20 protein-coding genes and 1 riboswitch are annotated in these 24,058 nt (G+C 48.7%); of the genes, 4 read left to right on the forward strand and 16 right to left on the reverse strand.

The window, feature by feature from the left end; translation table 11 throughout:
- Positions 1-4 precede the first annotated feature (4 nt).
- The gene (locus OIR97_RS04090; protein ID WP_169546426.1) at positions 5-1,186 is read left to right on the forward strand and encodes an ABC transporter permease; all 1,182 of its coding nucleotides are present in this window, start codon (positions 5-7) and stop codon (positions 1,184-1,186) included.
- Between the two features lie 607 nt (positions 1,187-1,793).
- On the opposite strand, the gene OIR97_RS04095 is transcribed toward OIR97_RS04090, so the two are convergent.
- The 16 genes from OIR97_RS04095 to OIR97_RS04170 form a co-directional block, all read right to left on the reverse strand.
- Positions 1,794-3,170, reverse strand: coding sequence for an aspartate aminotransferase family protein (locus OIR97_RS04095; protein WP_169546425.1), 1,377 nt, complete (start codon positions 3,168-3,170; stop codon positions 1,794-1,796).
- A 29-nt stretch (positions 3,171-3,199) separates the two neighbouring features.
- Positions 3,200-4,690 (reverse strand): NAD-dependent succinate-semialdehyde dehydrogenase, encoded by a 1,491-nt coding sequence (locus OIR97_RS04100; RefSeq protein ID WP_169546424.1) that lies wholly within the window; start codon positions 4,688-4,690, stop codon positions 3,200-3,202.
- Positions 4,691-4,848: 158 nt separating this feature from the next.
- The gene (locus tag OIR97_RS04105) at positions 4,849-5,328 is read right to left on the reverse strand and encodes an Lrp/AsnC family transcriptional regulator (RefSeq protein WP_169546423.1); all 480 of its coding nucleotides are present in this window, start codon (positions 5,326-5,328) and stop codon (positions 4,849-4,851) included.
- 20 nt (positions 5,329-5,348) lie between these two features.
- Positions 5,349-6,338: a N(2)-acetyl-L-2,4-diaminobutanoate deacetylase DoeB gene (gene doeB, locus OIR97_RS04110; protein WP_169546422.1), complete on the reverse strand. Its 990-nt coding sequence runs from the start codon at positions 6,336-6,338 to the stop codon at positions 5,349-5,351.
- A 4-nt stretch (positions 6,339-6,342) separates the two neighbouring features.
- Positions 6,343-7,524, reverse strand: coding sequence for an ectoine hydrolase DoeA (gene doeA / locus OIR97_RS04115; RefSeq protein ID WP_169546421.1), 1,182 nt, complete (start codon positions 7,522-7,524; stop codon positions 6,343-6,345).
- Between the two features lie 18 nt (positions 7,525-7,542).
- Positions 7,543-8,535: a cyclodeaminase gene (locus OIR97_RS04120; protein ID WP_169546420.1), complete on the reverse strand. Its 993-nt coding sequence runs from the start codon at positions 8,533-8,535 to the stop codon at positions 7,543-7,545.
- A gap of 14 nt (positions 8,536-8,549) precedes the next feature.
- On the reverse strand, positions 8,550-9,542 hold the full coding sequence (gene eutB, locus OIR97_RS04125) for a hydroxyectoine utilization dehydratase EutB (RefSeq protein WP_219821784.1): 993 nt from the start codon (positions 9,540-9,542) through the stop codon (positions 8,550-8,552).
- A gap of 160 nt (positions 9,543-9,702) precedes the next feature.
- Positions 9,703-10,827 carry a sensor histidine kinase gene (locus tag OIR97_RS04130; RefSeq protein WP_169546419.1) on the reverse strand — a complete coding sequence of 375 codons (1,125 nt, stop codon included), beginning with the start codon at positions 10,825-10,827 and terminating at the stop codon, positions 9,703-9,705.
- Positions 10,828-10,932: 105 nt separating this feature from the next.
- Positions 10,933-11,409: a response regulator gene (locus OIR97_RS04135; RefSeq protein ID WP_169546418.1), complete on the reverse strand. Its 477-nt coding sequence runs from the start codon at positions 11,407-11,409 to the stop codon at positions 10,933-10,935.
- A 20-nt stretch (positions 11,410-11,429) separates the two neighbouring features.
- The gene (locus OIR97_RS04140) at positions 11,430-12,947 is read right to left on the reverse strand and encodes a PAS domain-containing sensor histidine kinase (protein WP_169546417.1); all 1,518 of its coding nucleotides are present in this window, start codon (positions 12,945-12,947) and stop codon (positions 11,430-11,432) included.
- A gap of 369 nt (positions 12,948-13,316) precedes the next feature.
- Positions 13,317-15,086 carry a methyl-accepting chemotaxis protein gene (locus OIR97_RS04145; RefSeq protein ID WP_169546416.1) on the reverse strand — a complete coding sequence of 590 codons (1,770 nt, stop codon included), beginning with the start codon at positions 15,084-15,086 and terminating at the stop codon, positions 13,317-13,319.
- Between the two features lie 3 nt (positions 15,087-15,089).
- Positions 15,090-15,710 (reverse strand): hypothetical protein, encoded by a 621-nt coding sequence (locus OIR97_RS04150; protein WP_219821783.1) that lies wholly within the window; start codon positions 15,708-15,710, stop codon positions 15,090-15,092.
- Between the two features lie 193 nt (positions 15,711-15,903).
- A complete protein-coding gene (locus OIR97_RS04155) occupies positions 15,904-16,479 on the reverse strand; it encodes a sarcosine oxidase subunit gamma (RefSeq protein WP_169546415.1) in 576 nt (191 codons plus the stop codon).
- Positions 16,480-16,488: 9 nt separating this feature from the next.
- The gene (locus OIR97_RS04160; protein WP_169546414.1) at positions 16,489-19,497 is read right to left on the reverse strand and encodes a sarcosine oxidase subunit alpha; all 3,009 of its coding nucleotides are present in this window, start codon (positions 19,495-19,497) and stop codon (positions 16,489-16,491) included.
- Positions 19,490-19,795, reverse strand: a complete 306-nt coding sequence (locus tag OIR97_RS04165) for a sarcosine oxidase subunit delta (RefSeq protein ID WP_169546413.1) — start codon at positions 19,793-19,795, stop codon at positions 19,490-19,492. Before OIR97_RS04165 ends, OIR97_RS04160 begins: the two co-directional genes overlap by 8 nt.
- Before the next feature lie 26 nt (positions 19,796-19,821).
- Complete coding sequence (locus OIR97_RS04170; protein WP_169546412.1) at positions 19,822-21,075, reverse strand: sarcosine oxidase subunit beta family protein; 1,254 nt, start codon at positions 21,073-21,075, stop codon at positions 19,822-19,824.
- Between the two features lie 102 nt (positions 21,076-21,177).
- Here OIR97_RS04170 and OIR97_RS04175 point away from each other — a divergent pair, with 102 nt between their 5' ends.
- From OIR97_RS04175 to cobW, 3 genes are all read left to right on the forward strand, one after another.
- Positions 21,178-22,179 carry a GlxA family transcriptional regulator gene (locus OIR97_RS04175; protein ID WP_169546411.1) on the forward strand — a complete coding sequence of 334 codons (1,002 nt, stop codon included), beginning with the start codon at positions 21,178-21,180 and terminating at the stop codon, positions 22,177-22,179.
- 86 nt (positions 22,180-22,265) lie between these two features.
- A riboswitch (cobalamin riboswitch) is annotated at positions 22,266-22,497 on the forward strand.
- A 103-nt stretch (positions 22,498-22,600) separates the two neighbouring features.
- Positions 22,601-23,002 (forward strand): DUF1636 domain-containing protein, encoded by a 402-nt coding sequence (locus tag OIR97_RS04180; RefSeq protein ID WP_267177821.1) that lies wholly within the window; start codon positions 22,601-22,603, stop codon positions 23,000-23,002.
- 9 nt (positions 23,003-23,011) lie between these two features.
- Positions 23,012-24,052, forward strand: coding sequence for a cobalamin biosynthesis protein CobW (gene cobW, locus OIR97_RS04185; RefSeq protein WP_169546409.1), 1,041 nt, complete (start codon positions 23,012-23,014; stop codon positions 24,050-24,052).
- Positions 24,053-24,058 lie beyond the last annotated feature (6 nt).

The raw sequence follows: 24,058 nt of genomic DNA on the forward strand, positions 1-24,058 counted from the left end.
AAATATGTCAAAAAAGAAAGTAAAACCGATTATTGCCTCTATCCAGCAGATTGCCGGCGCAGGTGCCTTTTTTGCAGGTCTGTTTGGTTTGCTGTTTGGTATGACCCAGGAAATCCCGTTGATCGGGATTGCGGGGGGCGTCATTCTTGGCGCTATCGTGTCTGTCCTGATCATCAAAGTGCTCAAAACACGGCGCATTGCTCAACTGGTCACCGTGGTTGTTGGCCTTGTTGCTGGTTATCTGCAGGCCGAGATATCGGGCGCCTTATTGGGAGGAATTTTCGGTTGGGTGTTCACCTGGTTTGTATTTTGGGTTGGAACTGGCGACTATCGCCGCAGGTTGCCTTCTTATGCTACACCGGGGCAGGTTATCTGGCATCATTCTTTTGTGGTTATCTGCTGGGCGATCTTTCTGTTCCTGATCACACCGATTATTGTTGTGATGCCCTTGAGTTTTAATGCAGAGAACTTTTTTACATTCACGCCTGAAATGTTGAATTTTGATCCTGCGGGCTACTCATTGAAGCATTATGAAGACTTTTTCACGAATTCAGACTGGCAGGGAGCGATTAAAAACAGTTTCGCTATTGCGCCGGTTGCGACCTTGTTGTCGGTGTCCCTTGGGACATTGGCCGCAATTGGATTAAGTCAGCCGTTCGTACCGTTCCGACGCGCGATTATGGCGATCATGATTTCGCCGATGATTATGCCACTGATTATTTCTGCAGCCGGCATGTACTTCTTCTATAGCCGTGTTGGTTTGCAGGGTACCTATTTTGGCGTTGTTCTGGCTCATGCGGCACTCGGTATTCCATTTGTGATAATTACCGTGACTGCCACCCTTGTGGGCTTTGATCGCAGTTTGACACGCGCCGCGGCCAATCTTGGCGCCAATCCTGTCACAACGTTTTTTCGGGTACAAATGCCTTTGATTTTACCCGGTGTCGTGTCTGGAGGATTGTTCGCTTTCATTACGTCCTTTGACGAAGTTGTGGTCGTGCTGTTTGTGGGTTCTGCGGGCCAGAAAACGTTGCCTTGGCAAATGTTTACAGGCCTGCGCGAGCAAATCAGCCCCACTATTCTTGCCGTGGCAACAATTTTGGTTGTGCTTTCGGTGATGATGCTGACAACACTTGAATTACTCCGCAGACGTTCAGAACGGTTGCGTGGTTTATCACCGGGGTGATGTGAGCCATAGATTGAAATGACAAAAAGGCCCGGTTTTACGACCGGGCCTTTTTATTGCTTTGAACGCACATCAACAGCATCCTCGACGACTCCAAAACCCATTTTGTTGCTGGCTTTGGGGCGCTTTTACTTCAACCCTGAAAGTAAGTCTGCCGGGTCTTTTGTGTCCAGAAGTTCCGGCCGGTGGCCCTTCGCTTTTTCGCATTTACAATGGGCCGGGTATCGGGTCTTTTTCCGGGTGATTTTGCAAAAGCGAACCCGGAACCCGCCTTATACTCATTGAGCATGGCGCGTCAGCATTCAGAGGGCTTACTGGTGTCCTGGTCCGACTACAGGTTTTGCCTGACATGGCATTTGAGACGCCACTGTTGCGGTAGCTCGCCTTTTCCCATGTTGAGCGCCTATAGAAGAAAAAGGGTATTCAGTACGCTCCGGCTGGCGTAACACAGCACTCGGGCAGGCCCGTTGTTGCAGTCCGCCTCTTTAGGATTGATCTGTTTTGCTACAGACGTGATGAAGGCGTTTCGTTGTGCTCGGAGTAAGAGGCAGGGCAAAAAAAAGCCCGCGAAAGAAAAATCGCGGGCTTCGTATCCGGATCGTGTTAATCAGGCGCCGCTGAATACTTCTGTGATGGCTTCGTTCATGGCGCCTACGATGGTATCCGCTTCTTCTTTTGTGAGACATAGCGGAGGGGCAAATCCAAGAATATCACCCTGCGGCATCGCCCGTGCAATGACGCCGCGTTTTAGAAGCGCAGCAGCAATTTTGGGTCCGGTCATAAGTGAAGGGTCAAGGAATGTTCTTTTTTCCTTATCTGCAATTAACTCAACAGCGAGCATAAGACCTTCTCCGCGAACATCACCGACATTGGCATGTTCACCGATGGCTTTTTCCATTTGCTGTTTAAAATAGGGTCCAACATCGCCCGCGTTATCCACAAGGCCCATGCTGTCGATGAGTTTCAGGTTGGCTACACCTGCAGCTGCACAAACCGGATGGGCGGAATAAGTCCATCCATGCCCAATTGCGCCAAATTCATCCGTTCCCTGCTCCAGAACTTTCCAGACTTTTTCAGAAACAATAGACGCTGACAATGGGGCATAAGCGGACGTAAGGCCTTTGGCAGAGGTGATGATATCTGCTTCGATACCGTAATGATCAGATCCAAACATGGATCCCAAGCGACCAAAGCCTGTAACAACTTCATCGGCAATCAGGAGAATATCGTACTTTTTAAGAACAGGCTGAATAGCGTCCCAATATCCAGCTGGCGGCGGAACAAGGCCACCTGTTCCCAGAACGGGTTCGCCGATAAAGGCAGCAACAGTGTCCGGCCCTTCTTTCAGGATCAGCGCCTCCAGACTATCAGCACACTGCTTTGAAAATTCTTCTTCGCTTAAGCTCAAATCGTCGCGGCGATAGTAATAAGGGGCATCTGTGTGAACAACCTGAGAAAGCGGTAAGTCAAATTTCTTGTGGAACAGTTCCAAGCCTGTCAGGGATCCGGTCATCAGGCCTGATCCGTGATATCCTCTCCAACGCGAGATGATTTTCTTCTTTTCGGGTCGCCCCAGAACATTATTGTAATACCAGACAAGTTTGATGTTTGTTTCGTTTGCATCGGACCCTGACAAGCCATAATAGACTTTGCTCATGTTGTCAGGAGCCCGGTCGATGATCATTTTGGAGAGCGTAATAGAGGCTTCAGTTCCATGCCCTACATAAGAATGATAGTAGGCCAATTCTTTTGCTTGCGCGGCGATTGCATCAGAAATTTCGGTGCGCCCATATCCCACATTAACGCAATAAAGACCGGCAAAAGCGTCAAGCAACCTATTTCCGTCTCTATCTTCGATATGAACACCAGATCCGCCGGTCACAATCCGGTTGGCAAGGTCGCCGCGGGCAAATTGTGCCAGATGCGTAGACGGGTGAAAAAAGTTTTCCCGATCCCATTTACTGAGTTGATCATTTGTAAGCATTGATTTCTCCTGATTTTAGGGCAACGGGCTTAGGCCCAGTCGCGACAGACATATTTAATATTTGAAAAAGCCTCTATCCCGTGGCGAGACCCTTCTCGGCCAAGTCCGGATTGTTTCATACCGCCAAAGGGAATAGGGGCGCCGGTCACTTTTGTTCGATTAACGCCGACCATGCCAAATTCCAGTTGTCGGCTCAGTCGGTAAATCCGTGACGGATCTTTTGTATGCAGGTACGCCATCAGACCATATTCCGTGTCGTTGGCCAGATTGATAACTTCTTCTTCTGTGGAAAAGGAGGCAATCGGGGCAACCGGACCGAAAGTTTCTTCAAGCATTATTTTTGCGCCGTTGGGCACATCGGCTAAAACGGTGGGTTCAAAAAATAATGGGCCAAGTGCCATTTGATGCCCCCCGCACAGTAGAGTGGCACCGGCTTTTACGGCGTCGTGCACATGATCCAGTTGTTTATCAACTGCCTGGCTGTTCATCAAAGGGCCAATCTCAGGATCGTCAACACCTTGCCCGACTGAAAGCGTCTTGACCTTCTGGGTAAATTTCTCGCAAAATTCATCATAAACGGCAGCTTGAACATAAAATCGATTAGCCCCCAGGCAATCTTGGCCGGAAGTGGCAAATTTGGCCTTTATGCCTTCCTCGACAGCCTTATCCAGATCACAATCTTCAAAGACAATAAACGGCGCATGTCCGCCAAGTTCCAAACTCAGACGTTTGATGGTTGGCGCGCATTGTTGGTAGAGAAGGCGCCCGATTTCAGTTGAGCCGGTAAAAGAAAGGGCCCGGACTCTTGTGTCCTTGGTCCATTCCCCCACAATTTCTGCAGGCTCGCCCGTAATGACATTGAACACGCCTTCAGGGAACCCGGCGCGTTCTGCCAATTCCGCCAGCGCCAATGCTGAAAATGGTGTTTCTTTTGACGGATGTATGATCACAGGGCAACCAACGGCAAGAGCCGCAGCAGCTTTTCGGGTAATCATAGCATTTGGAAAATTCCAGGGCGTGATCAATGCGGCAACACCGACGGGCTCCAGCCAAACTTCTACTTCAGCATTATGAAGATGAGAGGTGATCCCCAGTATATCTGTTCGCTTTGCCTCTTCGGCGAAAAACTCGATGAACGAAAGGCCATAGTCGATTTCACCACGAGACTCTGATATCGGTTTGCCCTGCTCTAGCGTCATGATGAGGGCAAGGTCCTCTTTATGCTCCTTGATAAGCTGGTACCACCGGCGTAAAATCTCTGCGCGTTCCTGAGGAAGGCGGGCTGCCCAATCCTTGAATGCCTTTTGTGCGCCGTCGATTGCCTCAACGCTCTCTGCGGCACTCAGGCCAGGGACTGATCCGATCCAATCGCCATTTGCCGGGTCGGTAACGTCGATGACATTGCCTGAGCGAGCAGAATGCCATTTTCCAGCACTGTAAGAAAACTCCCTCAAGAGTTTAGGGTCTTTTAATTGATCCAGTTTTTTGGATCGCGACAAATTCTGACTTAATTCGTTCATGGTCCACTCCGCTCATTCTCGACTGCGCGAATAATAGAAGAATTTGCATAGTGTATGTATTTATAGTCCGCCTCATATTCAGTGAAGAATTCTCTAAAGGCGCAAAAAAAGAGAGAAACTATCGGAAGTCAAAAAGAGGGACGAAAATCGAACGAAGTTTACAGCGCGCCAAAGATTGAAAAGGGGTTGGTCGATCCGTTTTTGACCGGTTTTGTGACGACGTATGTGTAGTAGCGCCGCAAGCCGATATCTGCTTCCAGCATTTCATCCACTTTGCGTTGATAGTCATCGACACTGGCGCAAACCAGCTTCAGGAAATAATCTACTCCACCGCCAACGGCCCAGCAATCAGTCACTTCATCAATTTCCTGAATAGCCTTTTCGAACCGATCAAAGTCTTCTGCCCGGTGGCTCGAAAGTTCCACCTGCATGAAAATTGTTGCTGTGGGGCCAAGCTTTGTAAGGCAAAGCCGGGCCCCATAGCCTTCAATAATCCCAATTTCTTCCAGCCGTTTTAACCGTTCCCAACAGGCCGTTGGTGACAGGTTGACCTGAGCGGCCAGCTGGTTTTTTGGAATACGACCATCTTTTTGCAAAACGCGCAGAATTTTCAGGTCGCGATCATCTAGCTTATTCATTTCAACTCGATATCTTGGCACTACACTTTTAGAGCAACAACGCCGACAATATCTCCCATAGCGATTAAGCCCGGAAAGTGCCGAGCGGCAAAGACCCCATCGATCTCACTGTGATACTCTGTCACGGTGCCATTTGTCCGATCTATATCATGAACACGGGCAATCAGCTGACCAAAAGTCACCTCCTCGCCAAGCTCAACGCAATATTCAATTAAACCAACGCTTTCGCTATAAACGAAGCATCGATGATCCGGCATATCCAGGTTCACTGTTTCGGAAATGTCTGGCTCGCCCTTTAGAACACCGGCATGGCGAAGTAGATTGGAGACGCCTTTTTTGGCTATAGAAATCGTTTCGGCAGAAGCCGTGCCCCCGCCGCCAACTTCTGTGGAAATAAAGACCTTTCCCATTTCCTCAGCCGCGGTGTCATACATCCCAACGGAATCGACCTCTAGCAACATAATGGAATAGGGTGCATTAAAAGCCTGCATGGCTGCAACGCATTGTGCCTGCAGCTCTTTACTTTCGAGCACATGAGCCGCACAGAAAGGCACAAAATCCAATGTTTTTCCGCCTGAATGAATATCCAGAACATAATCCGCCAAAGGCAGCAATGTCCGTTGAAAATAGTCTGCAATTTTTTCGGTTACTGACCCCGCAGGGTTTCCGGGAAAAACCCGGTTCATATTCCGATTATCAATGGGTGACGTGCGGCGGGCCCCTTTGAAAGCAGGGTAATTCATGGCAGGAATAATAATGACACGGCCATTTACATCTTTTGCGTCCAGCTTTCCAGCAAGATCGAAAAGGGCAATGGGACCTTCATATTCGTCGCCGTGATTGCCACCGGTCAAAAGAACCGTTGGTCCTTCACCCTTTTTTACAACGGTTATGGGGATCATGATTGATCCCCAGGCAGAGGCATCATGAGAATAGGGTAACTTGAGGAAGCCGTGTTGAGTGCCTTCCTGATCAAAATCAACGGTTGCCGTTATTGGATTTGCACGCATGGGCCTAACCTTTAATCATGAGTTGGCGGGGAACCGACGCGAGAAGTTCAACGTCCCCTTCAGTGATAACAATACTTTCTGTTGTCTCCAGGCCCCAATTGTCCATCCATAGGCCGGTCATGAAGTGAAATGTCATGCCAGGAACAAGTTCTGTTTTGTCCCCGGACCGCAAGCTCATTGTTCGTTCGCCCCAATCCGGGGGGTAACTCAGACCAATCGGATAACCTGTTCTGCTGTCTTTGAAAATACCGTGCTTTTTGAGAACTCCAAAAAACGCATGGGCAATATCTTCACATAAATTACCGGCTTTGGCTTTTTCAAGCCCCGCTTCCATTCCTTCCTGGATCGCCTTGTCAGCATCCATAAAGGTCTGAGACGGCTTTCCTAAAAAGATGGTGCGGGATAAGGGGGCGTGGTAGCGCCGATAACAACCTGCAATTTCGAAGAACGTTCCCTCTCCTGTTCTAAGGGGTTTATCGTCCCAGGTTAGATGCGGGGCCGCCGCGTCTTCTCCAGAGGGAAGAAGGGGAACAATAGCCGGGTAATCGCCGCCAAATCCGTCTACCCCGCGGATGCCCGTCTCGTAAATTTCAGCGACCAGATCGTTCTTTCGCATCCCTGGCTCAATAACATCAAAAATCCGTTCATGCATTTTCTCGACAATTTTGCCGGCCCGGCGCATGTATATCAGTTCCTGCTGCGATTTTACGGCGCGGCACCAGTTAACCAGTGAGTTGGCGTCGATGAACGTGGCGTTTGGCAGGTGTTTTACCAGCGATAAATAGGCGGCGGCTGAAAAATAATAGTTGTCCAGCTCAACACCAATTTTCTTATTGCCATATCCTCGGTCATTCAAAAGACCACTTAAATAGTCCATCGGATGACGTTCTGTGGTTTGAATGTAATTCTCGGGATAGAATTCGACATATTCATCTGACATGAAAACGGTCCGTCGGGCGCCATTGGCGTCCTGTTTACGGCCATACCAAAATGGTTCTGCATCGATGGGCAGAACAACGCATTGGTGAACGTAAAAAGACCACCCATCATAGCCGGTTAGCCAAGCCATATTGGAAGGGTCTGTGACAATTAAAACGTCAATCCCTTTTTCCGCCATTTGCGCACGCGCTTTTGTGAGGCGGGATCGGTATTCGTCAACTGAAAAAGGTAGATCAATGCCCGTCATGACATTCTCCATGAAAAACTAGCTGGTAAAAAGAGTGCCGACCCCCGCACTTTCCGTGCGGTTTCGGGCAAATGTTGCAATGGCTGTATCCTGCACACCGGTGCCGGTAAGGTCGCATATTGTAACTTGTTCGTCAGACAGGCGACCGGGTTTCTGTCCGGTAATGATTTCCCCCAATTCGGGAAATTTTGTATCTGGAGAAATGGTTCCGGCTTTGATCGCCGGACGCAACTCCCCCTGTATGATACACTGCGCCAGGCGGTCACAGACGTAAAGGTCCACGGCTGGAATAACAGTGGCATCCAGTTCTGTTTTATAGTCAGCATCAGATCCCATTGCCGTAATATGCTGTCCCGGCTTTAACATGCTTGCCTGAATGAGCGGCTCTTGCGATGGGGTCGTGGAAACCACAATATCGCTTTGGTTCATCAGCTCCTGAATAGTGTCGGCTGCCTGAATTTCAATGCCCAGTTTCTTGCCACAGTCTTTAGCAAACTCCGCAGCTTTTTCATGATGCCGTCCCCAGATGACACACCTTTTGATGTCCCGAACCAGTGTAAGGGCTTTCAGTTGAAGGCGTGCTTGGGTGCCTGTTCCGATAATGCCCGCCGTTGCTGCATTTTTACGAGAGAGCCATTTAGCAGCAACAGCCCCAGCCGCCGCAGTGCGGATATCCGTCAAGTAGCCGTTGTCCAACAGAATGTTTTCAACAATTCCGGTTTTTGCTGAAAATAGAACCATCAAACCATTTAGGCTTGGAAGCCCGAATTTGGGATTGTCGAAAAAGCCGGGGCTCATTTTCACGGCAAATGAATTGATGCCGGGCACATAGGCTGTTTTGACGTCCAGCTCGCCATTAAACTCTGGAATATGCAGGCTCAGGATTGGAGGCATTGACACGTTTTTTGTTGCCAATAGTTCAAACGCTTTTTCAATACAGGTTACTGCCTCGATATCGAGTTGCACGGCTTGCCTTAACTGATTTTCGTTGAGGATTTTAACATCGGGCATCGTCTGCTCCTCACTTATCCCTGGTCCAAAGCCACATTGACATTTTCACCGTCTATGATCCTTTTATGGAGCTTCATGTCAATGTTACTGCCACTGATGACAAGGACGCAATGTCCGGGAGAGGACACTTTGCCGGAAAGCAAGGCTGCGATCCCTACACTCCCAGCCCCTTCAATGACCAGTTTTTCTTCCCAATAAGCATGATGGATAGCCTGCGCAATTTCGGCTTCATTGACAACGATAAGTTCATCAACAAGATCTTTCACCATCTGAAAGGTATATTCGTTTGCTAATCCTATACCACCTCCAAGAGAATCCGCGAGGGTCGGTGTTTCGGGAACTTGAACCGGTTTTCCGGCTTTTTGGCTTTCAAACATGGCCGCCCCTTTTTCCATGGAAACGCCAATTATTCGAATGTCCGGGTTTATTGTCTTTAAGGCAAGGGCTGTTCCCGATATCAGGCCACCCCCCGATACAGGGACCAACACGGTTTGCACTTCCGGCAGCTGTTCAACGATTTCGAGCCCCAGCGTTCCCTGACCTGCGATAATATCGGGATGATCAAAGGGTGGAAGCGTAGTCATCTTTTTTTCATTGACCAAGCGGTCGACTTCGATCTGAGCCTCATCCTGTGACCGCCCGACAATCCGAACGTCTGCGCCTTGCGCCTTAATAGCTTGCACTTTATTTTCGGGTACAAGTTCTGACATGCAGATAACGCATTTTACGTTAGCATTTTTGGCTGCATAAGCCAGACCCCGGCCATGGTTTCCTGTCGATACGCCCACAATCCCGGCAGAACGCTGTTCAGCAGAGAGAGAAAGCACAGCGTTTGTTGCGCCGCGTAGTTTAAAGCTACCCGTAGTTTGTAGGTTCTCCAGTTTTAATGAAACATTCCCCTCAGTAATATGGGATAGGATCGCAGAAGGCATAATTGGCGTCTTCTGGATTGCAGAGTGAATTGTTTGTTGAGCTTTTTCAATATCGTCTAGTGTTAGCAAGCCCATCAGGAGGGTTTCCTATTCAATAAAATTACGGATCTGCAAGTGGGCTGCAACCATGAGGCTTTCGAGCGGGTTTTATACAATTTTTTGTCGCTGCAGGACTGCTCCATAAAAAGGGAAGGAAACCAGAAAGGGTGTTTTCTCAATGTCGAAAATCGATCCCTTAACCAATTTTTTTTTCATTCCAATTCTGTCTCGTGGTTATTGGTAGTGCTACGAAAAAAACTGTACCTTCTTTTTCTCCCGGTTCACACCATATTCGACCGTTGTGAGCTTTGACAATTTTTTTGCATGTCGCGAGACCGAGCCCCAAGCCGTTCTCATCTCGTGAAGTCCCTTTGTTCAATGGTTTGAAAATTTCAACAGCTTGCTCTTCAGAGATTCCTATCCCATTATCCTCAATTTTGAAAAGGATATGTTCTTCTGTTTCTTCGGTAGAAACATGAACAATTGGTTCTGTTTTGTCATTATGGCGAATGGCATTTGCCAGAAGATTTTGAAACAACTGAATGAATTCAATCTTTCGAACTTCGACAGACGGTAAGGCTGTGACATGTATTCTGGCTTTTTTCTCCTGGATCTCAGATTGTAAAAGCTGAAGGACCGTCTGCATTATCTCCGCACTATCAGTGTTTGCGGTTTGTTCGTCTGTTGTTCCGGCTTTTGCATAGGATAGCAGGCTGCGAACCACGTTTTCCATGTATTTGCCGCTGCTTCGCGAGTTGCAGATATATTCACGGGCGGTCGAAGATAATTGATCTGCTTCGTTCTTTAAAATTAGATCAAGATATCCGATGACGCTGTTAAGCGGAGAGATTAAATCATGCGCAACCAAGCCTGCAAAATTTTCAAGGGCCAGTTTCTGATAGTAGGCCTGCCCTGCATATTTCGCGGATTCTGTAGCATTTCTTACCGCGCGATAGAGTTCAGATTTGGATAATTTGTCTTTAACGACATAATCATGGGCTCCAGCCTTCAACGCTTGAACCGCCAACTGTTCATTCCCCGCACCTGTTATCATGACGAACCCTATATAGGGCGGCTCCGTAGCATTTTTGTATTCGGCAAGCAGTTCCAGACCGGTATGAGGTGGCACGAGATAGTCAATGAGTACGCAATCAAACCTTTCCTCGCTGAGACGTACGCGCGCCTCTTCCAAAGAGACTGCTGTTTGTAATTCGAAGTTATCCTCTAATTGCCCCAGAAGGCGGCAAATGGTCCTGAGATCGACTTCATCATCGTCGATAACAAGGATTTTTAGAGACTTATCAGGCGCCCGATTGATCAAGTTTTCCCCTGCCGTTGATGTTGCGCTGCAAGCAGACTAGGAGTGAGTTGGATTTCTCAGCTCCATATTACCAGAATTATTCAATTGTTCTAAATCAGTTCTATTTTACGTTGTGTTGTCGTCGCTCGTCAATCTGGATACTGGGTTTTCCGGAAACCTGACCGTCAAAACAAATTTTTCAAGCATGCTTACTAAATTCATAAAATCGACGCCGGCGCGGCTTTTCACAATATAGCCGGCGATTTGTTTGTTATACGCGAGTGCCATGTCGCGATCATCCTCTGACGTTGTCAGCACAAAAACAACGCTGTCTTTTAATGATTGGTCCTGTCTAAGCTCCTCCAGAAACTCCAGTCCGTTCATGCGTGGCATATTAAGGTCAAGCAGAATAAGGTAAGGGCGGGGCAGGGGCGCTTTTTCTGGGGTGCCGCGTAGTATTTTGAGGCCTTCTTCACCGTTTTCCGCTGTAATGATCGGATTGTCAAAACGATGGTGCCGCAAGGCCCGTGTTACTCCCCTGATGTCGACTGTATCATCATCGATGATCAGAAGAGTGACTGTATCTTTCAGAGGCTCGGACATACTAATTTTCGTCTCCTGGTTCAGCTTTTTGGCCAGATCAAATGGAAAGTGGCGCCTTTGCCTTCGCTGGGATGTTCTAAAAGAACACGACCATTGTAAAGTTCCACGATCTTTTTTACCAGCGCCAAACCAATGCCGGTCGCTTCCAGTTCGTCGCGGGATTTCAATGTCTGAAAGACTTCAAAAATTTTGGTTTCATACATCTTATCGATGCCAGGACCGTCATCGCGCACGAAGTAATGAACTTCAGTATTGTCACTATGACCGGTGATCCATATAGATCCGGTCTGTTCATCATGATGTTTCACGCAGTTCATAAGAAGGTTACGAAAAACCTGTTCGATGGCTACTTTGGGAGCGAAAAGTGTCGGTAGATCTTCCTGGATATGTACAGTAAAGCTTTCTGTCGGTACAAAAAGTTCGATCGTATCGTGAATAACTTCTGACATATTCAGTGGCTCCGGAAGACCCTCTTTTCGACCAACCCGGGAAAACTGTAACAGGCCGTCAAGTAACTGGCTCATTCGGATGACACGGGTTTGCAACATATCAAGGTCTTTTCTGGAGTCCGGGGGCAGCTGGTCTCCGGCATCTTCTTTTATGAACTGAGCCAGTTGGCTGACGCCCCTCAATGGCGCTTTCAGATCATGGGACGCGACATAGGCGAAGGCATCGAGTTCTTTGTTACTTCTCGCCAAAGCCTCCGCTCTTTCGTGAAGTGTTTTTTGGGCGATCTTGCGTTCTGTAAGGTCTACAATTGCGGCTAAAACATACGTCGCTTTTTCGGTTCTGACCGGGCTGAGCCCAATTTCGACAGGGACACGTGATCCGTCTTTCCGTTGTCCCTCCAAATCTCGACCTTTCCCCATAGCGCGGGTTTGGGGGTCAGAAAAATAACTGGAAAACAGACTTGGATGTCGCTGTTTGACATCGTCCGGTATAAAGATATTCACCGATTTGCCGATTAATTCTCCGCGGGTGTATTGGAAAAGAGTGGTTGTTGCAGAATTGACCAATTGAATGACGCCCATCGAGTCGACCATCACAATGGGGCTGGGCGACGCCATGAGTACAGCTTCCAGCCTTTTCTCCGTTTGCGCCTTTTCCTGAAGCTCTGCTCTTAGATTTTTTTCGCGGTCATGTCGGTGGGCAGCAAAGCTGACGGCTTTAATAAAAGCTGCCGGCTCCAAAAAAGACAGCGCAAGACAGTCATGGGCCCCTTGTTGGAGAGCAGTCATCGCAAAATCAAGCGATGCGTCTTCGCTCAAGACAAGGACAGGAGCCGCCGCACTTTCACAGAGTGTTTTCAAATCTGTCATGGATGTCGTATTCTTGTGGGCCATAACAAACAGAATTAAATCTACATCAAATCGCCTGTTATTCAACAATTCACAGGCCTCGGAAACTGTTTGCAGGATCGTCAGAGTGCCGGCGTAAGAGAGGCTTTCCGCCTTCAGCGTATTTGTCACAAAGGGTTGGGCGGCCCCTCCTGCGTCAATCAGCAAAACCTGCCCAAAATGCGCTTCTGCCTGACTCATCTTTAATTCTGTCCCTGTTTTTGAGGCCGTCGTGCCAGCATTTTATTGAAGTGAACGTAAAACGGACGAGTTACTAAGGCGCAGGAACGTGACCAGTATTCCTGAACAATCTTATTAATACTAGTATGGTTTTATGAAATAACAACCTTCAGGGCCGCATTTCGTGGAGGATTGTGGGAGCCGGGGTCTGTGCTTACAGTCAAACTGAATTCGTGAAACTCGTATTGGTGACAATAAGATCTGCAATCGCCGAATTATACGCCAAAGGGATGTTGGCCGGTTTGAGAAGTATTAATGACCTGAAAAGATCCGTAACAGAACAGTCCTTTTTGGGTCATTAAAACAATGTTGGTCATGAATGGCAAAAGATCACATGTTGCGAACGCCCTCCAGGAACGTTCGGATATCATCCCGAAGGCTACCGTTTTTATCATTTAGGTCGGTCACGATGCCATTTTGATCACGGGCTCTTTTCTGCGTGTCAGATGCCGCCGCTGCGACTTTTGAAACAGCGTCCAAAACTTCTCCCGTGCCTTGCGATGCAAGAGCGATACTTTGGCTGATCTCGTTTGTTGCGGCCCCTTGCTCTTCAACCGCGCTGGACACCATGGCTGTTAATTCATCAATTTTGTGGACGGTTTCACCGATATGCGTCACCGCACTTGCGGCCGCTTTTGTTTCATTTTGCACTTCGGCAATCTTTTGACTGATTTCCTCGGTGGCCTTACTTGTTTGGGTGGCTAGACTTTTGACCTCATTGGCAACAACAGCGAAGCCTTTGCCAGCTTCGCCGGCGCGTGCCGATTCAATCGTCGCATTCAGTGCAAGCAGATTGGTCTGGCTCGCGATATCGCTAATGATCTGTACGACCTGACCAATGCTGGTCGCGACTTCGTTCAGGGCCGTCACCCGATCATTCGTCTGGTTCACTTCTTCCACCGCTGATCGCGTGATTTGAGAGGTTTGCGATATCTGGCGTGAAATTTCCTGAATGGAGGCTGTCAATTGTGTGGTCGCTGAGGACACTGTGGAAATATTTTCAGAAGCGCTGGAAATACTTTGGGAGGCTTGTTGCGATAAAGTCTCTGTTTGGCTGGCATTTGCGGACATGCTGTTGGTCGATTCTGTCACTTCGCCAACGGCCTTGCTTACAATATCCAGACTGCTGCTCATATTGTCATCAAAATTGGATGTCAGGAGCGAAAGCTGTTCAAGCCGTACACGCTCCTTCTCCTGTTCAGCCAGTTCTTTTTCCCGCATTTCCTGTTGTTCTGCTTCTTTCAGTTTAAGGCTCTCAACAAGTGTCGCGAGCTCTTCCTGCTTTTCAATATCCCGTTTTTTCAAACCTTCCTGATCAATCGCGTTCTCTTTGAAAATCTGAACAGCTTTTGCCATGGCACCGATCTCGTCTTTTCTGTCAATGCCTTCAATGTCGATGTTGAGGTTCCCATCGGCAAGATCGCTCATTCTGTTTGTCATTTTTGAAATCGGGTTTGCAATCGCAGTCGTCAAAGACAGTCCAAAACCAACGGCGAGAATAATAAGCAATGCAATAGACGAAATAATCGTGATTGAGAAACGGTTGATGGCATTTGATTTCTGATCATAAACGGCGGCCAGAATTGCAGAAAGGTCTGTTTCTAAAAGGTCTGCTGTTTCGTTTATCTTTAAAATAATAGCCTGCGGTCCGCCAGAGACTTCAATCGCACGGGCCTGATTAACGGAAAGGTGGTTGCGCATCAGAGAAATTTGCTCAGCCGCATATTGTACCTGCCACTCTTTATGCAGTGCCCCTAATTGGGCAATCTTTTCGGCCACGGAGGGATAATTAGTCGACAGCGTTTTTAGTGTATCAAAGTACCCTTCCGAGACTTTCTGGTATGTATTGTAAGTCGCCAGGCCATTGCGGTCGCCTGTGAGTAAAAAATACAGAAGCCCTTCTCTTTGTTCAAAGAAGGATGTCTGAAACTTTAGGTAGGTTTCGTCCATATCGATGGCGATACGGCTTTCTGTATCTGCCTTCTGTATGTCCGTGATCGACCAAAAAGAGATGGCAGCCATGATGATGGCAACGACAATGAGTGTCGAAAAGCTGATTGCGAGTTTTGTCCGAATTTTGAGATTGTGCAGATATTTCATGATTTAGCTCCCTTTCGACATCTTGTGGCGTCTTTGGAGCTCAGTGAGGTTATACTCAATCGTAACGGCACCAATCGGTTTGTCGTCATTGTTGGAAATCGTCATATTGACCTGTGCCCGCCAGGTTTTTGACCCTTCATGATATTCGGGCTCATCAATAAAGATCTGACCACTTCCTTTTGGAAATGTTTTCTGAAATTTGGCCTCATCTCCTTGCCAGAAATCAGACGTGATCGAGCTTTGCCCGACATTCAGCCCTTTCGCGTCCATTACAAACATTTCCGTATATAAACCGACTGAGGCGGCTTGTATTTGAAGGAGGTAATTTGAGAGGGGACTGCTCAGGGTTGCTGCGATAAGGGGTTGGTCTTTTTCTTTGCGTTCTTTTCGCCATTGCTTATCCAGGTCATCGATCGTCGATTGATCAATTGCGCTGTATTTTTTGTTTTGTGAGTCGATGGAGACACGAACAACCGGGTTAGCAAGCCAGGTGCGCGCATTTGAAATGGCTGCTTCTGTAATAAGGGACGTTGACGGTGCCGCTTCATCGGCAAAGGCAAGCTGGGCGGGAAGGCCGAACAAAGCTGCTGACAGGATGCCAACGCGGAGAGGAATTCTGTACATTAAGCCAGCTCCATTTTTATATTAATGCTAGTGGTTAATTAATATGGCCTGGCAGTAAAGATAGAATTAACAAAAGCAAAGAAATCGGGATCCATTTATTGCTGCGGGTTTAAATAAAAAGATCGAATATTTAGTGATTACTCCTTCTAAGAGAATATAAATATAAATAAATGTTATTATGGTTTCGTTTTTGTTAAAGGCCAGTTGCTATTTCTTTTGTGCCGGTATTTAGCAAAGCCCAAACATGCGGAAAAAATGAACGCCAGACTTCGAGGTGAAAAGTGGTGGCGGCTTGCCGAAAAATTGTGACCTCGACAGTATCAAAAAGGGTTCTTGTCCCTTTTCCTACAGAAAGGGTCGAGAGATCTCTGGGGCAGCCGATGGAGAGTAACTCAATGGCTTTTGGTCCGCCAATTTCGATGGATATCTGACGGTCCGAAATATCACTCAGGCTATGAGGAACTGTTTTCCCAAGTGCTGCAAAGCGATTGATGATCTCTTCTTTCTCGTCCGGGTCAATTTGTAATTGCCATTCATCCGGCCCGAGACATAGCGCGCTTTTCGTACCTAACCTGTTCCACGTATGAATAGTGTCTGGAATTGTTATGCCAAATTCTTCTGAAAATCTTGTCAGCTGGGCACAGACTGTACGCAAGTTGAACCGCACAATGTGAGGATTAAGCCGCAGGTATACCGGAGCGTTTGGGTCTGCTTCGATGTGGAGGGTATCGGCTGATATGTTAAGCGTATCGGGTATCTGTATATTCATAATTGTTCCTTACCCGTTTAAACGAAGACCATCGGGGTCATAGAAAACGGTTTTCACTATTTCAGCCGCCAATATCTCATTTGGCATAGGAATGTAGACGGTTTCCCCCAGACGGTTTAGTCCATTTTCGATAACGGCCAAAGCTATGGAGTGCCCCAGAGTTTCGCTCCAGTAAGAGGATGTGACATGCCCTACCATTTTCGCGGGAATGACTTCGTCCGGGGTGTTGACAATCTGTGCTCCTTCTTCGAGGACCTGTTCCGGTATTTTTGTTTTAAGGCCGACTAACTGTTTTCTGTCGGTTTTGTGCATATCGGGGCGATCAAGTGACCGCTTGCCTACAAAATCGGGTTTCTTTTTACCAATTGCCCAACCAAGACCAGCGTCAAAAGGAGTAAGGGTTCCATCGGTATCCTGCCCGACAATGATATATCCTTTTTCGGCTCTCAAGACATGCATGGTTTCCGTGCCATATGGGCATATGTCATAGGGTTTACCAGCTGCCATCAGTGCATCCCACAGAAGAAGCCCTTGCGACGCGGGGACGTTGATTTCGAAGCCTAGCTCACCGGTGAACGACATTCTGAATAGTCGGGCCTTCATGCCGGCAACCGTGCAATCAGCAACCGACATATGAGGAAAAGCGGTATCGGAAATATCCAACCCTTCGACCAACGGCGCCAGCATGTTGCGTGCGTTTGGCCCGTTAATGGCAATGGTCGCCCATTGTTCTGTCGTCGATGTTAGCCATACCTGTAAATCAGGCCATTCTGTTTGCAGATAATCCTCCATCATATTGAGGACACTTGCGGCACCACCCGTTGTTGTGGTGACATGGAAATTATCCTCCGCCATTCGGCCAATAACGCCGTCATCCCGAATAAATCCGTCTTCTCCCAGAAGAACACCATAGCGACACCGACCGACCGCGAGCTTTGTCCAGGGGTTGGTATAAAGACGGTTCAGGAATTCAGCGGCATCAGGGCCAATAATATTGATCTTTCCCAAAGTAGAAGCATCGAAAATGCCGAGCGATTTGCGGGTCGACGCGCATTCACGCGCCACAGCATCGTGCAGAGACTCTCCTGATCTTGGGAAATACCAGGCGCGGCGCCACAAAGACACCGGCTCGAAAACGGCTCCGTTCTTTTCAGCCCAACGATCGATCGGTGATTTGCGCGTGACTTCAAAGCATTGCTCTTTATGGTATCCGGCAAAGGTTCCAAAGGTAGTGGGTGTGTAAGGAGGGCGAAAGGTTGTTAGTCCAACTTTCGGAATGTCTTTGCCCAAAGCATCAGCGGCAATGGTCAAGCCGTTCATATTGGACATTTTACCCTGATCCGTTGCCATACCATTTGTGGTGTATCGTTTGACATGTTCAATGGATCGCATGCCTTCGCGGACGGCAAGTCGAATGTCTTTCGCCAAAACGTCATTTTGAAAATCGATGAATGCTTTTTGGGAATTTATAGGTTTGTCGGAGGGCAATTCCTTATGAGTGACACCTTCCCCCATATGGTCATTTGCAACCGAATGGGAGATTTGATCTGTGGTCAATTGGAGCGCCTCCAAAGCTGCAAGCCCAGCTTTTATGCCATCCTCCAGGCATGTTTCTATCCCCCACAAACCTCGGCAGGCGCCAGCAATTTGACATTCCTCGGTTAGGGTGCCAGGAAGAAAAACCTGTTGCTTCTCATCCCAGTTCAGAGTGCCTTTTGTATGCGAAAAGAGATGCAGCGAGGGGGTCCAGCCACCGCACATGAGCAGCGCGTCACAGGGAATGACATTCCCGGGCTTCACAATGTCGCCGTTCAACGCGTTCATTGTCAGTGCGCTGATGCGTAGTCGGCCTTGTGTTTTACTGACCGTATGGTTCAGAAAATAGGGGATCCCTCTTTTGTCTGCTTCGGCGCAAAGCGCCTGATTTACATCAGAGCGGGTATCAATAACGGCGGCAATATCCGCACCAGCATCCGCAAGTTCAAAAGCTGAATACCAAGCGCTGTCATGGGAGGTCACAAATGCCGGTTTTCGACCGACTAAAACACCATACCGGTTCAAATAGATGCTTGCCGCACCGCTGAGCATGACGCCCGGTCTGTCATTTCCGTCAAAAACAAGCGGCCGCTCCATTGCGCCCTGAGCCAGAACGACCTGTTTCGCCCGCACCCGCCAAAGCCGTTCCCGGGGCGCATCCTGTGGAGGTGAAGATAGATGATCCGTCAGTTTCTGGGCTAACCCCACCATATTCTGGTGGTAATATCCGATGGCTGTTGTTCGTGTCAGTATTCGAACATTCTGTTTGTTTTGTAGTTTGGTTAGGGCATTGGCCAGCCAATCGCTGGCGGCTTCCTGATCAATGGTTACCTGTGTTTCAGAGAGAAGGGTGCCCCCTATTTCAGAATTTTCGTCCACAAGGACGATTGACGCCGTATCGTTTTCTGATGCCTGTAAGGCGGCGGCGATACCGGAAGGGCCTGCGCCAATGATCAGAATGTCGCAATGCAGGTAGCGGGAGGCATAGTGATCCGGATCTGCTTTATCCGGAGAAACACCAAGACCCGCAGCGGAACGGATTGCGGGCTCGTAGACTTTGTCCCAAAAACTTTTGGGCCACATAAAGGTTTTGTAGTAGAAGCCCGCGGAAAATAATTTCGAAAATCGATCATTGATCGCGCCAACATCGAACGTCAGAGAAGGCCAATTATTTTGGCTCGTGGTTATCAGGCCCTCATATATTTCCTGGTAAGTTGCCCGCGTATTGGGTTCATACCGGTCAGAGGCGCGGTCCGGTCGCTGGGTTCCGATCAAGGCGTTTGGCTCTTCAGATCCTGCTGTAACAGGCCCCCTTGGGCGGTGATATTTGAAAGACCGGCCCATTAGATGAACGCCATTTGCCAGCAATGCAGAGGCAACCGTGTCGCCTTCAAATCCCTGATAATTTTTGCCATCAAATGAAAAATTAATGCGTTTTTTGTAATTGATGCGCCCTTTGTTTTGTATCCGGTAGTTAGTCATTGGCCAACTCTTTCAGGGTATCGTCGGACGGACGGGGCAGGCCACTTTTATAGGTGAGCAGGAATTTGTCAGTGACTGTATTCCTTGCCGCATTGAAGAAACGGGCACATCCGTGAATGTGACGCCAGCGTTCCAGATGAATGCCGCGAACGTTACTCCGAATAAACAGAAAGTCCCGCCAGGCTTCATCGTCAAGGTCCGCGGGGTTTTCGGGACGGGCAATATGGGCTTCTCCTGCATAGGAAAATTCCAGCTCAGGGAGGTCTTCTTTACAATAGGGGCAATGGATTAAGAGCATGTGCGTATCCTTGACACCGACCCTGATCAATGAGCAACCGCAGCCGCGGCGGCTTCGTCAATCAGGCGGCCTGTTTGAAATCTTTCCAGTGTAAATGGTGCATTGATCGGGTGGGGCTCATCCCGAGCTACTGTGTGGGCCAACACATGGGCTGCGCCGGGGGTGGCTTTAAAACCACCGGTTCCCCAACCACAATTTACATAAAGTCCTTTGACCGGTGTTTTCCCCAGAATAGCAGAGCGATCCGGTGTTACATCGACAATACCGCCCCATTTGCGCAGCATTCTCATGCGCCTGAAAATGGGGAATATTTCACAGATTGCCGCCACTGTATGTTCGATCAATGGCAGGCCCCCCCTTTGGGAATAGGACGTATATTGATCTGTCCCGGAACCGATCACCAGTTCACCTTTGTCGGATTGGCTAATGTAGGCATGAACACTGTTTGACATAACAACACAGGGAAATATCGGTTTGACCGGTTCAGACACGAGTGCCTGTAGTGGATAGCTTTCCAACGGCAGCTTGACCCCTGCGGTTTGCATGATCACCGAGGTGTTGCCCGCGGCTGAAACGGCAATCTTCTTCGCTTTTATAAAGCCTTTATCAGTCTCCACTCCCTCTACCGCCCCATCAGGGCTGCGGCGGATGGAAAGTACGGGACAATTTTGAATGATATCGATGCCGCGGGCGGCGGCGGCCCTCGCATATCCCCACGCCACAGCGTCGTGCCTGGCGGTTCCGGCTCTTTGTTGGAAAGTTGCCCCCATAACCGGATAGCGCCGGTGGCTTGAAATATCCAGGGGCGGGCAGATGGCTTTTGCTTCCTCTGGGGTCAGCCACTTATTGTCGACGCCGTTTAATCGATTTGCATGTACATGGCGTTTGAAGCTTTGGACATCATGGACACTATGAGCGAGCATCATGACGCCGCGCTGGGAAAACATCACATTATAGTTGAGTTCCTGACTCAAGCCATCCCATAGGTCAACGGCATGATCGTAAAGACCGGCGCTTTCATCATACAGATAATTAGACCGGATGATGGTTGTGTTCCGGCCCGTATTACCACCCCCCAGCCAGCCTTTTTCCAGAACAGCGACATTCGTTATGCCATGTTCTTTTGCTAAATAGTAGGCGGCGCCCAAGCCATGACCGCCCGCGCCAATGATGATGACATCATATTCCGATTTAGGCGTGGCGTCCGGCCATTGCTCAGTCCAGTTTTTATGACCCGAAAAGGCGTTGGCAAGGAGAGATAATCCAGAAAAGTGTGTCATGACAATTCCTTAAGTGAACATTTGAATAGTGATCGAAACAACTGGATTGCTATGGTATAATTGCGAAGGTTTTCTGGTATATTTGCGCAAGAGAGAGTAAAGATGCAAAAAAAGCAGCTCGCACAACAGGAAGTCAGGCTTTCTGTCGGCTTCATTCTGGCGAAAAATTTCACCTTGAGCGCGTTTGCAAATTTTGTTGACGTACTCCGGCTTGCGGCCGATGACGGGGATGGCAGTCGTCCTATTTTATGCCGTTGGTCCATTTTGTCACCAACCATGGATACAATCAGGTGCAGCAGCGGTGTTCCCGTGACACCAACAGAACGATTGGGGGATCCATCAAAGTTTGATTATATCGCGGTAGTTGGGGGCCTCATTGATGAAGTTGGTAATCTTGATGCGGAATATTGCCGATATCTGAAAACGGCTGCTGAAAAAGGAGTGCCGATTATTGGGATTTGCACGGGCAGCTTTATCCTGCACAAGATTGGACTTATGGATGGCAGACGCAGTTGTGTGAGTTGGTTTCATCGCGCTGATTTTGTTGATCAGTTTGACGGAGTGGAACCGGTGTCGGATCAGATTTTTGTTGTTGATGGAGACCGGATAACCTGTTCGGGCGGCACAAGTGCGGCCCAACTTGCGGCCTTTCTGGTTGAGAGGCATGTAGGGATCAATCAGGCCAGAAAAAGCCTGCATATCATGATTATTGATACAGCGCTGGGCGGAGAGAAAACACAACCGGGTATCCCGCTCAGTATTCAGACGCCGGATGAGCTTGTACGGCGTGCGTTGCATATTATGCAACAGGAAATGGAAGTGCCTCAAACCATCTCACGGATTGCCCGGCGATTGAATGTCGGACGCCGAAAATTGGAAACCCATTTTATAAAAGCGCTGGATATGAGCCCGGCGCAGGCCGATAAGCTGATCAGGCTGGAGAATGCCCGGTTTCTTTTGTCATCGACAGCACAGCCGATAACAGACATTGCGTTGTCCACCGGATTTTGTGATGCGTCGCATTTCACGCGGGTCTTCAAAAGCCATTTTGGGATTACACCAAACGGGTTTCGAAAAAGTTTGCCCGTGGATGCAGTTGCCTAACGCGATTTCAGAGTGGGTCCGCAAGGGAAATCGGCGATCATAATGGTTTGTTTGGTTCCATAACCTTGACAGTTTGAAGCCTTGTGCTGTATCGACAATGAGTTGGTGTCTGGATCTATTGTTTGGATCCGGGTGAAAAGGGAATGTAACAGGCCAAGTCCGAACCGTTGGATTTTGCCCAAATCAGCCGCCCCCGCGACCGTAAGCTGGAAACGCATCTATTAGCCACTGGGTAATACCGGGAAGGACAGATGCCTGCCTGAGAGCAAGAATCGGGTATTCAGAAGCCGGGAGACCTGCCAACCCAAGAAGGATCGAATGTGGACGGGGTGTTCTACAGCGGGCTTTCCGAATGATTGAGGTTCGGTTTGCGTGATGGCTCCCCCTGTTCCTGTATGGAATGGAGCAAAAATTGAGCGTCGTGCTAAATGTCTGTATCACTTGCAAAAAAAGTGACCGCATATCTAATGCGGAGGAAAACCCGATAGCAGAGACAGCAACCGCCAAGCCCGGTGAAAGTCTTTATCAAGCCCTGCTTGAAAAGAATGAGTCTGAAAATATAAAAATTCTGCCTGTTAAATGCCTTTCTGCCTGCTCAAATGGGTGTACCGTTGCGCTTGCAGGGGAAGGGCGCTGGTCCTATGTGTATGGGCATATGGACGCAGAAACCGATGTAGAAGATATCCTGAAAGGTGTTGCCGCCTATCATAAGACGGACGATGGCCTGGTTCCTTGGCGAGAGCGTCCGGTTATCTTTCGCAAACAAGTGATTTCCCGTATGCCGCCGATGACAGGCGCGCATTCCTCTATTTCTGAAAAGTGAGTTTCTTAGATGTCTGATTTGACAAAAATTCCTGTCACTGTAATCACCGGTTTTCTGGGAAGCGGAAAAACAACGCTGATCAGTAAAATGATGCAAAATCCGCAAGGTAAGCGCTTGGCCGTTTTGGTGAACGAATTTGGCGATGTGGGTGTGGATGGGGATATCCTTAAATCCTGCGCGGATGAAAACTGCCCTCTTGAAAATATTGTTGAGTTGGCAAATGGCTGCATCTGCTGCACGGTTGCGGATGACTTTATTCCCACGATCGAAGCACTGATGGCCCTGCCTGAACAGCCTGAGCATATTGTCATCGAAACGTCAGGACTTGCATTGCCCAAGCCATTGTTGAAAGCCTTTAACTGGCCAGCGATCAAAAGCCGGATTACCGTTGACGGCGTGATCGCAGTTGCGGATGCTGAAGCGGTCGGAGCGGGCCGTTTTGCGCCGGATGTTGCTGCCGTCGATGCCCAGCGACTGGCCGATGATAGCCTGGATCACGAAACACCGCTTGCTGAGGTTTTCAATGATCAGATCACATGTGCAGATCTGGTGTTATTGTCAAAGGCAGACCTTGCAGATGAAAGCCTGAAGGCTCGGGCTCGCACCGCGATCACAGAGGTTGCAACAAAAACCCTGCCGATACTGGATATGACTAATGGGGATGTTGATCCACGGGTCATTCTTGGTTTGAATGCGGCCGCTGAAGATGATCTGGACGCACGCCCTTCCTGTCATGACGGATCTGATGATCATGAGCATGATGACTTCAATTCCATCATTGTTGATCTGCCCGAAATTTCTGACCCTGCCCGTCTGGAAGCAGCGATTATTGATCTTGCCAACAAGCATCATATTCTGAGAGTAAAAGGGTATGTTGCCGTAGCGGGAAAACCGATGCGTCTTTTGCTGCAAGCGGTCAATTCTCGAGTGCAGATGCAGTATGATAAAGCATGGGGACAGAGCCCGCGGGAAAGTCGTTTGGTCGTCATCGCGGAGCATCATGATTTGGATGCGCCCGCTGTAAATTTGATCCTTGCCGAGGCCTGTTAAGGATTT

It is taken from the genome of Sneathiella aquimaris (assembly GCF_026409565.1).
Classification (GTDB): Bacteria; Pseudomonadota; Alphaproteobacteria; order Sneathiellales; family Sneathiellaceae; genus Sneathiella; species Sneathiella aquimaris.